At 37.8% G+C, this 6222-nt stretch carries 5 protein-coding genes; 1 reads left to right on the top strand and 4 read right to left on the bottom strand.

What is annotated here, in order from left to right:
- Positions 1-483: flavoprotein (locus HUN22_RS15050; RefSeq protein ID WP_174730952.1), on the top strand; the 483-nt coding region annotated here is incomplete at its 5' end.
- 39 nt (positions 484-522) lie between these two features.
- On the opposite strand, the gene pgaD is transcribed toward HUN22_RS15050, so the two are convergent.
- From pgaD to pgaA, 4 genes are all read right to left on the bottom strand, one after another.
- On the bottom strand, positions 523-981 hold the full coding sequence (pgaD, locus tag HUN22_RS15045; RefSeq protein ID WP_174730949.1) for a poly-beta-1,6-N-acetyl-D-glucosamine biosynthesis protein PgaD: 459 nt from the start codon (positions 979-981) through the stop codon (positions 523-525).
- Complete coding sequence (pgaC, locus tag HUN22_RS15040; RefSeq protein ID WP_174730946.1) at positions 978-2225, bottom strand: poly-beta-1,6-N-acetyl-D-glucosamine synthase; 1248 nt, start codon at positions 2223-2225, stop codon at positions 978-980. The genes pgaD and pgaC overlap by 4 nt, the downstream gene beginning before the upstream one ends.
- Complete coding sequence (gene pgaB, locus HUN22_RS15035) at positions 2225-4051, bottom strand: poly-beta-1,6-N-acetyl-D-glucosamine N-deacetylase PgaB (protein ID WP_174730944.1); 1827 nt, start codon at positions 4049-4051, stop codon at positions 2225-2227. Before pgaB ends, pgaC begins: the two co-directional genes overlap by 1 nt.
- Positions 4051-6222: poly-beta-1,6 N-acetyl-D-glucosamine export porin PgaA (pgaA, locus tag HUN22_RS15030; protein ID WP_174730941.1), on the bottom strand; the 2172-nt coding region annotated here is incomplete at its 5' end. The genes pgaB and pgaA, both read right to left, overlap by 1 nt.

Raw genomic sequence — 6222 nt, 5'->3', positions numbered from 1 at the left:
CAAGTGATTTCATCAAGTTCAATTAAAGAATTTGACTTTTCAGATTCAACTGTCGCAATTATTGGTACTAATCAAGATAGCGTGACCCATCTTGAAAAAATCTGTCAACAAGCAAAATTTGTGACCGTATTTCAAATTACCCCTCACTTTATTTTGCCCCATAGTCAAATGGGCACAAATAAGCTGATTACTCATCCACTCATTATTAAAAACCGCAGGTTATTTAACAATCGAGTAAAAAGTCTTTTGGCCTTACGTTTTCTTGACACTCAGGTGAGTGAAACATGGCTTAAGCGCCTTTTAACACCCAATATGGCAACGACTAAAAAAGTATTTTTTAAATCTGATAGTTATTATGCTGCACTGCAAAAACCTAACTGTAAATTACAAACTTGGCCGATTGTTAAGATTACTAATACTTCAGTTCATAGTATGGACGGTATAGAACAACCTATTGATATTATTATCAGAGCAACCCTATAAAAGTAAAAAAAGCATGGTTTAAAACCATGCTTTTTCTATTTACTCGTATTTTTGCAAATTACCATGATCATCGTAATGCAAAATGATGCGTTGTTTTTTTTGCAACTCAGTTAACACCTCAGGCGTGACCAAAAATTGGGCTGCTAGTAATTCAACAGAACTATTAGGTGCCTTAGCTCTTCGATCCTCACCACTAAACCTAATCCAGTTATAGCTTGCCCATAAAATTAAAATGAGCGCGCTAATTCCGATGAGTAATGCTAAATGTAGTAAGGTTTTAACTTCTGATATATGGTCTACCCAGACATAATCATAAATTAAGTGCCCTTCAAAAACCCATAAAAACAGTGAAACAAGTGGAAAAAGCAACCACATTAAACAAAACCAACCAATTGTTTGTAATGTATAGTTTGCCGTCTTGTTTTTGACATATTCTGGTTGGTCAATATATTCAGGGATATCTAAAGTCTCTATATCCTTAATTTCCTCAGGTTTCATGGGTTATCTCCACGGAAGCCTCGATCTGGACTTACCCAACGGGCACGTTTTTTAGTGTTAAATAAAGTTTTTGGTACCGCCACAACGCTTGTAAACAAGGTCAATAACCAGAAAAATAACGGATACCAAATGACCCAAAAGTAATTTCTAAAGAAACGACCGCGGTCATAGCGCTGATCAATCCACAAACTTACTAAAAACTGGATCAAACATGTTCCGCCGAGTATTACACCATACCACTGCGGCATAAGCGTGTTGACCTGCCATTGCTGAGGCAGTTCAACAAATAATCCAAGAAAAAATAACGTGAAAATCATGATCATGACATAAGACCAGATAATACTGACTAACGCCTCAATCATGACTGGCCACATTCTGCGAACACGTAGTTTGAACATTTGTGGAATATATTCTATAAGAACCTCAACCCCACCTTGCGCCCATCGAAGACGTTGCTTCCATAACCCTTTAAATGTCTCAGGCATATAGATATAACAAAGCGCTTGTGGAATATACTGAATATCCCAATGGTCGAGCTGTAACTTCCATGAAATATCAATATCTTCGGTAATTTTATCGTCTGACCAAAACCCGACTCTAACGAGTGCTGTTTTACGAAATGCGGCAATCACACCCGATACTGTAAAAATACGACCATATGTACGCTGTGCACGTTTGATCAAACCAATAATCGAAGAAAACTCACCAACTTGTAATTTTCCTAAAATACTAGATCGGTTTAAAATTCGTGGATTACCCGTTACCGCGCCAATTCGTGGGAAGTTAATAAATGGCTGCATTAACCAAAGTACGGCATGCGGATGTAATAATGCATCTCCGTCGATACAAACAAGATATTCGTATTTACTTACCAACACTCCCGATCTTAAAGCTACGGCCTTACCTTGATTTTCTGCTAAGTGTACAACCCGAAGTCGTGAATCTTGCGCTGACAACTCATCGAGAATTTCAGCAGTTCTGTCACTACTTCCGTCATTAACAGCAATTACTTCAAAATTAGGATATTTGGTTTGTAGCGCATAACGAATTGTTTGGCGTACTTGCGCTTCTTCGTTAAAACACGGAATGATGATACTGCATCCTTCATCTGTAGGTTCAGGAAGTGCTTGTTCACGGTATTCTCTTTTAAAGAAGAACCAAAGTCCCCCTACCATCCATGTCCAAGCCATTAGCAAGGGATATAAAAAGGCAAAAGCAAATAGAATATCGAGTAATACTCTCATTACTTTTTCCCCTCTACCAATCCAGCAAAAGGCTGATACATGACAGGGCTATAATTCAAACTAATCGGATTATATAAATATTGATGAACCTCTTTTGAATTTTCAAAGTCGTAGCCATCAATACCAAATTTTTGAATTCCTATCCGCTGAATAGAAAAGAGTGCTTGCTGAACCTCCTCCCAAGCAGTTTTTTGCGAGTTTTCTGGTAATACTAAAGTCAGCATTATTCTTTGCTTATCATTTGCATCAAGCTTATTTAATAGTGTTAACAACTGATTAAATTGCTTTTTCTTACCCTTCACATCGAACTTCAGATTAACTAAATCATGTTGTAACAAAAGCGTTTTTATAAGCTCAGGTAGATTTTCGATATGGTCTAAATCAGGTGTAAGCAGTAAACTAAACTGCGCCTGGTTACTCATATTTAAATAAGTTTTAACCGCTTTTTTAGTCAGTTGGCTCAGTTGTGCAAGCTCTTTTGATTGTTCAATGCAATTGTTTTCCTGCACTGTTATTTTTTGCATTGCGCAATTCAAAGATGTTCCTGCATTAAGTTGAACACCACTTAAATTACTATTGAAACGTGCAATATCTTTAACCAAATCTACAGTTAAAAATGGTTTATCTTTCTGCGGATAAGCAGGCAACTCTAATATTACTGATTGACCCGCACGAGTTTGAGCCTGCCATAAACTACGGTTTAAAATATCTTGTTGAACAGACATTTTATTTGTGGGGAAATAAGCAACATCGTATTGCCCATCTCCATCTTTATCTTCCACAGGCTTTAAGATTAAAGCATTGTTTTTTAAGCTATATAGTTTTGACAACAACTGTCCTAGTTTTTCATCAGTCTGGGTGTTTTGTTGCGCTGCTAATTGCTTTAAATCCATACTCACAAAGTGACGTGGTTGCTTAAATAAATCTGACTCTTCAAAATTCAGAATATTTAACATACCTTCTGTTAGTTGTTCGGCTGTAGGGTTATTCACAACTAAGCTACGCTTAAAAGTTGAGTCACTCACGCGATTCATACCGTCACGCCCCAAACTGAACGAAAACTGAAAACCAGCCTGTTGTGCTAACTTTTCTAATTGTTCATTCACGGCGCCATACGGCCAAATAATTGCTTTAGGACTAACCCCAACTTCTTTTTTCAAAACCGCATAAGATTTTTTTAAATCTTGCAAAATACGTTGTTGATATTCTGCATCTGTTTCATAACGTGATTGCGATTTTAAATAGGCATAAGAAGTCGCCGCCGGTTGCTCATTACCTTGAGGATTGGCCAATACGCCATGATGCAAATCATCGCTATGGCTTGCAAATTCGGCTAACCCAGAGGCTTGCATTTCACGAACTTGCGCCCAGTTCACCAAGTTACCCTGCCCGTAAGCTTCATAACCTGCCTGAGTATTGCCATTTAACCAACTAGTTGGAAGAGCAAAAACTGCTGGAATCTGATATTGCTTAAGTAAAGGAAAAACTCGGCTATAACTACTTAAAGCACCATCATCAAAGGTGAGTAAAATAGAGTTATGAGGTAATTCTTTACCTTGCTTACGAGCCTCTTCAATGTCTTTCAGACGAATCGGTTTCCAGTCCGACTGACTGAGCCAATCTAGGAATTGTGCCAAATTTTTTGTTTGAATCGCATAAATATCACGATCCCCTTCTTTTAATACATCATCTCGCACATCATGAAAAGTTAAAGAAACCGTATGGTTTTTTGGTAGTTCAGTTTCAATCCGGGCATAGGAAAATTGTACGGGTAATAATGTTGAAGCAAACACGCAGCTCAACATTTTTGACATCATATTATTCATTAAAAACGCCCTTCAAATCCAAAAATACCGTAGGTATGCTGTTCATCATGACCATCATATGGATGGTATTGCCAACCAACTCCATAATTAAGTTGCCAAGTCCGTGAGAGCTGCCATTGATGTTGATATTGCAAAGAGTATGTTGGTCGAGCTGAGTAATCTGCTTGTTTATAAAGCCCTACTCCAGCTTCAAAATGCTGTTTAAATGAGCGTTCGTATTCTCGCCAAGTGACCCAGTCATGGCTTAAATTCAACTCAGCACTGTAATGATTGCTTGGGCTAAAGTAAGCTGTCTGATCTAGACTATTGCTCCCATAAAATCCACGAACGGTTCCATATGTAATATGGTGCGGCGCATCAAATAATCGTTCACGCCAAAAAGTCGAAAATTCTTGTTGTTTATTACCATCACTAATATCAGTTAGGCCATAACTCGCCCCAATCTGACGTGACTCATCTTTTTGCCATGTCAAAGCAGCACGGTAAGCTTGTCCATCTTCACCAGCGTCAATTGCTTGTAATGGAATATTAGCCTGACTATCATACTGCAATTGATATTGCCAGTGGTCATTTAACCATTGCGACCAATCAAGACGAACCCCTGCTTGTCCACCATCAGTACTTTGCGAAAAAATTGCCGACAATGCCTTACGGTTTGCTTGCCACTCAGCACCAACACCATAACGTTGGTCATGTACATCACCAAAACGGTATTCACCGTAACGATCTTGATGCCAAGCAAATAAACGATAATTATCTTTAATCCACGGACTATTAAGATGAGTTTCCATTTCGCGGTCTTTTAAACCATTTTGCCCACTCACAGAATCACTATTTTCTGCTTTACTTTGCCCCCAAGTCGTTGAATGCGATATTGTTGCTCTATCCCGATCATCTAACTCTTTTCGACTTTTAACTACACCACTATCTTCAGGATAATATTCCAAAAGATTTGCAGTATTTTTACGCCATTCAGGAATATCTCCTAAAGCCTGAGCATTTTGCATCTGGTTAATTCGAGTATCTTTCGCAACGGGTGTTAAACCATTTAAACGAGAAATAGTTTGTTTAGACTGTAGAGGTTTATCTCTCCAACGCTCAACACGAGCCAGATTATTAATTAAACCTTCATTTGCAGGTGCAAGATTTACTTGTTTCTGAAAATACTTTTCTGCTTGATCAAGATGATTTGCATAAGCTAAATGCATACCCTGTAAAGTAATATAGTCATCACGATCAGGATGACTGGTTTTATCTACCCCTTTTGCCTGACTATATTTATACATCGGAATAAGTCGATCAATCTCACTCAGAAGTTGTTCAGCTTGCTTGTACTTTTCTTGTTCAATATAAGAATAATAAAGCCCTGTATATAGCGTCATATCTGAGTAGTTTTTCTCGGTAAGTAAGGTTTTAAAAGCAAGTTCAGCTTGCTGCGGTTGTCTTTCTGCTAAATAACTATCAGCAATCGCATGACGTACATAAGCCGGTAGTTTTTCTAACGGTACATTTAATTTAGTAAATTGATCTAGTACTGTACGGCTACGGCCACGAAAGTCCAAAGCATATAAATAATCATAATGGAATCTTAAATAATTCGGGTCTGAAGGCTGAATCAAAGGCTGTATTTTCTCACCTTGCTTCAATACTTCATCTAATTCTGCAAAACCTTCATTATCAGACAAGCCTTCTCGATTGAGATATTTATAGCGAGTAATTGCATTATTTACACGTTGAGAAAACTCACTGACCTGCAACCAATGCTGAAGTGATTCAATTTGCACATTTCTATCGCTGGCAAGCAATAACTGCTGAGCTTTTTTATAAGCACCTACAGCCGCTAAGTCATAAGTATATTCTTGCAAAACTGCAAAAGACTTGGGTTGTTGTTGATAAGCCTGCTCAATTGCAGATAAAGCATCTACAGGCGAATTGATGAGTCGATATGCATAAGCCACTTGTACAAGTTGATCAGTCTTCAGATTTTTAGTATTAATCTTTGCTAACTGTGCTTTGCCATTTACAACATCTTTAGCTTCAGCATATAAAACTGCTAACAAAATCTGCCCATCAGGCGTCTTTTGAATATTAAATTTATTCGACCACTCAATTGCATCTTTAAAGTGTTTAAAATCACGAAAATTACGTATTAATGGGAGTTGCCCATATTC

It is taken from the genome of Acinetobacter lactucae (genome assembly GCF_013344765.1).
GTDB classification, from domain to species: domain Bacteria; phylum Pseudomonadota; class Gammaproteobacteria; order Pseudomonadales; family Moraxellaceae; genus Acinetobacter; species Acinetobacter lactucae_A.
The sequence above is the reverse complement of the archived record's forward strand: the minus strand, read 5'-3'. Positions and strand labels throughout refer to the sequence as shown.

Excerpts from the sequence above, each read along its gene's own strand:
- pgaD (WP_174730949.1), bottom strand. The coding sequence starts at position 981 with ATGAAACCTGAGGAAATTAAGGATATAGAGACTTTAGATATCCCTGAA.
- pgaB (WP_174730944.1), bottom strand. The coding sequence starts at position 4,051 with ATGAATAATATGATGTCAAAAATGTTGAGCTGCGTGTTTGCTTCAACA.
- pgaC (WP_174730946.1), bottom strand. The coding sequence starts at position 2,225 with ATGAGAGTATTACTCGATATTCTATTTGCTTTTGCCTTTTTATATCCC.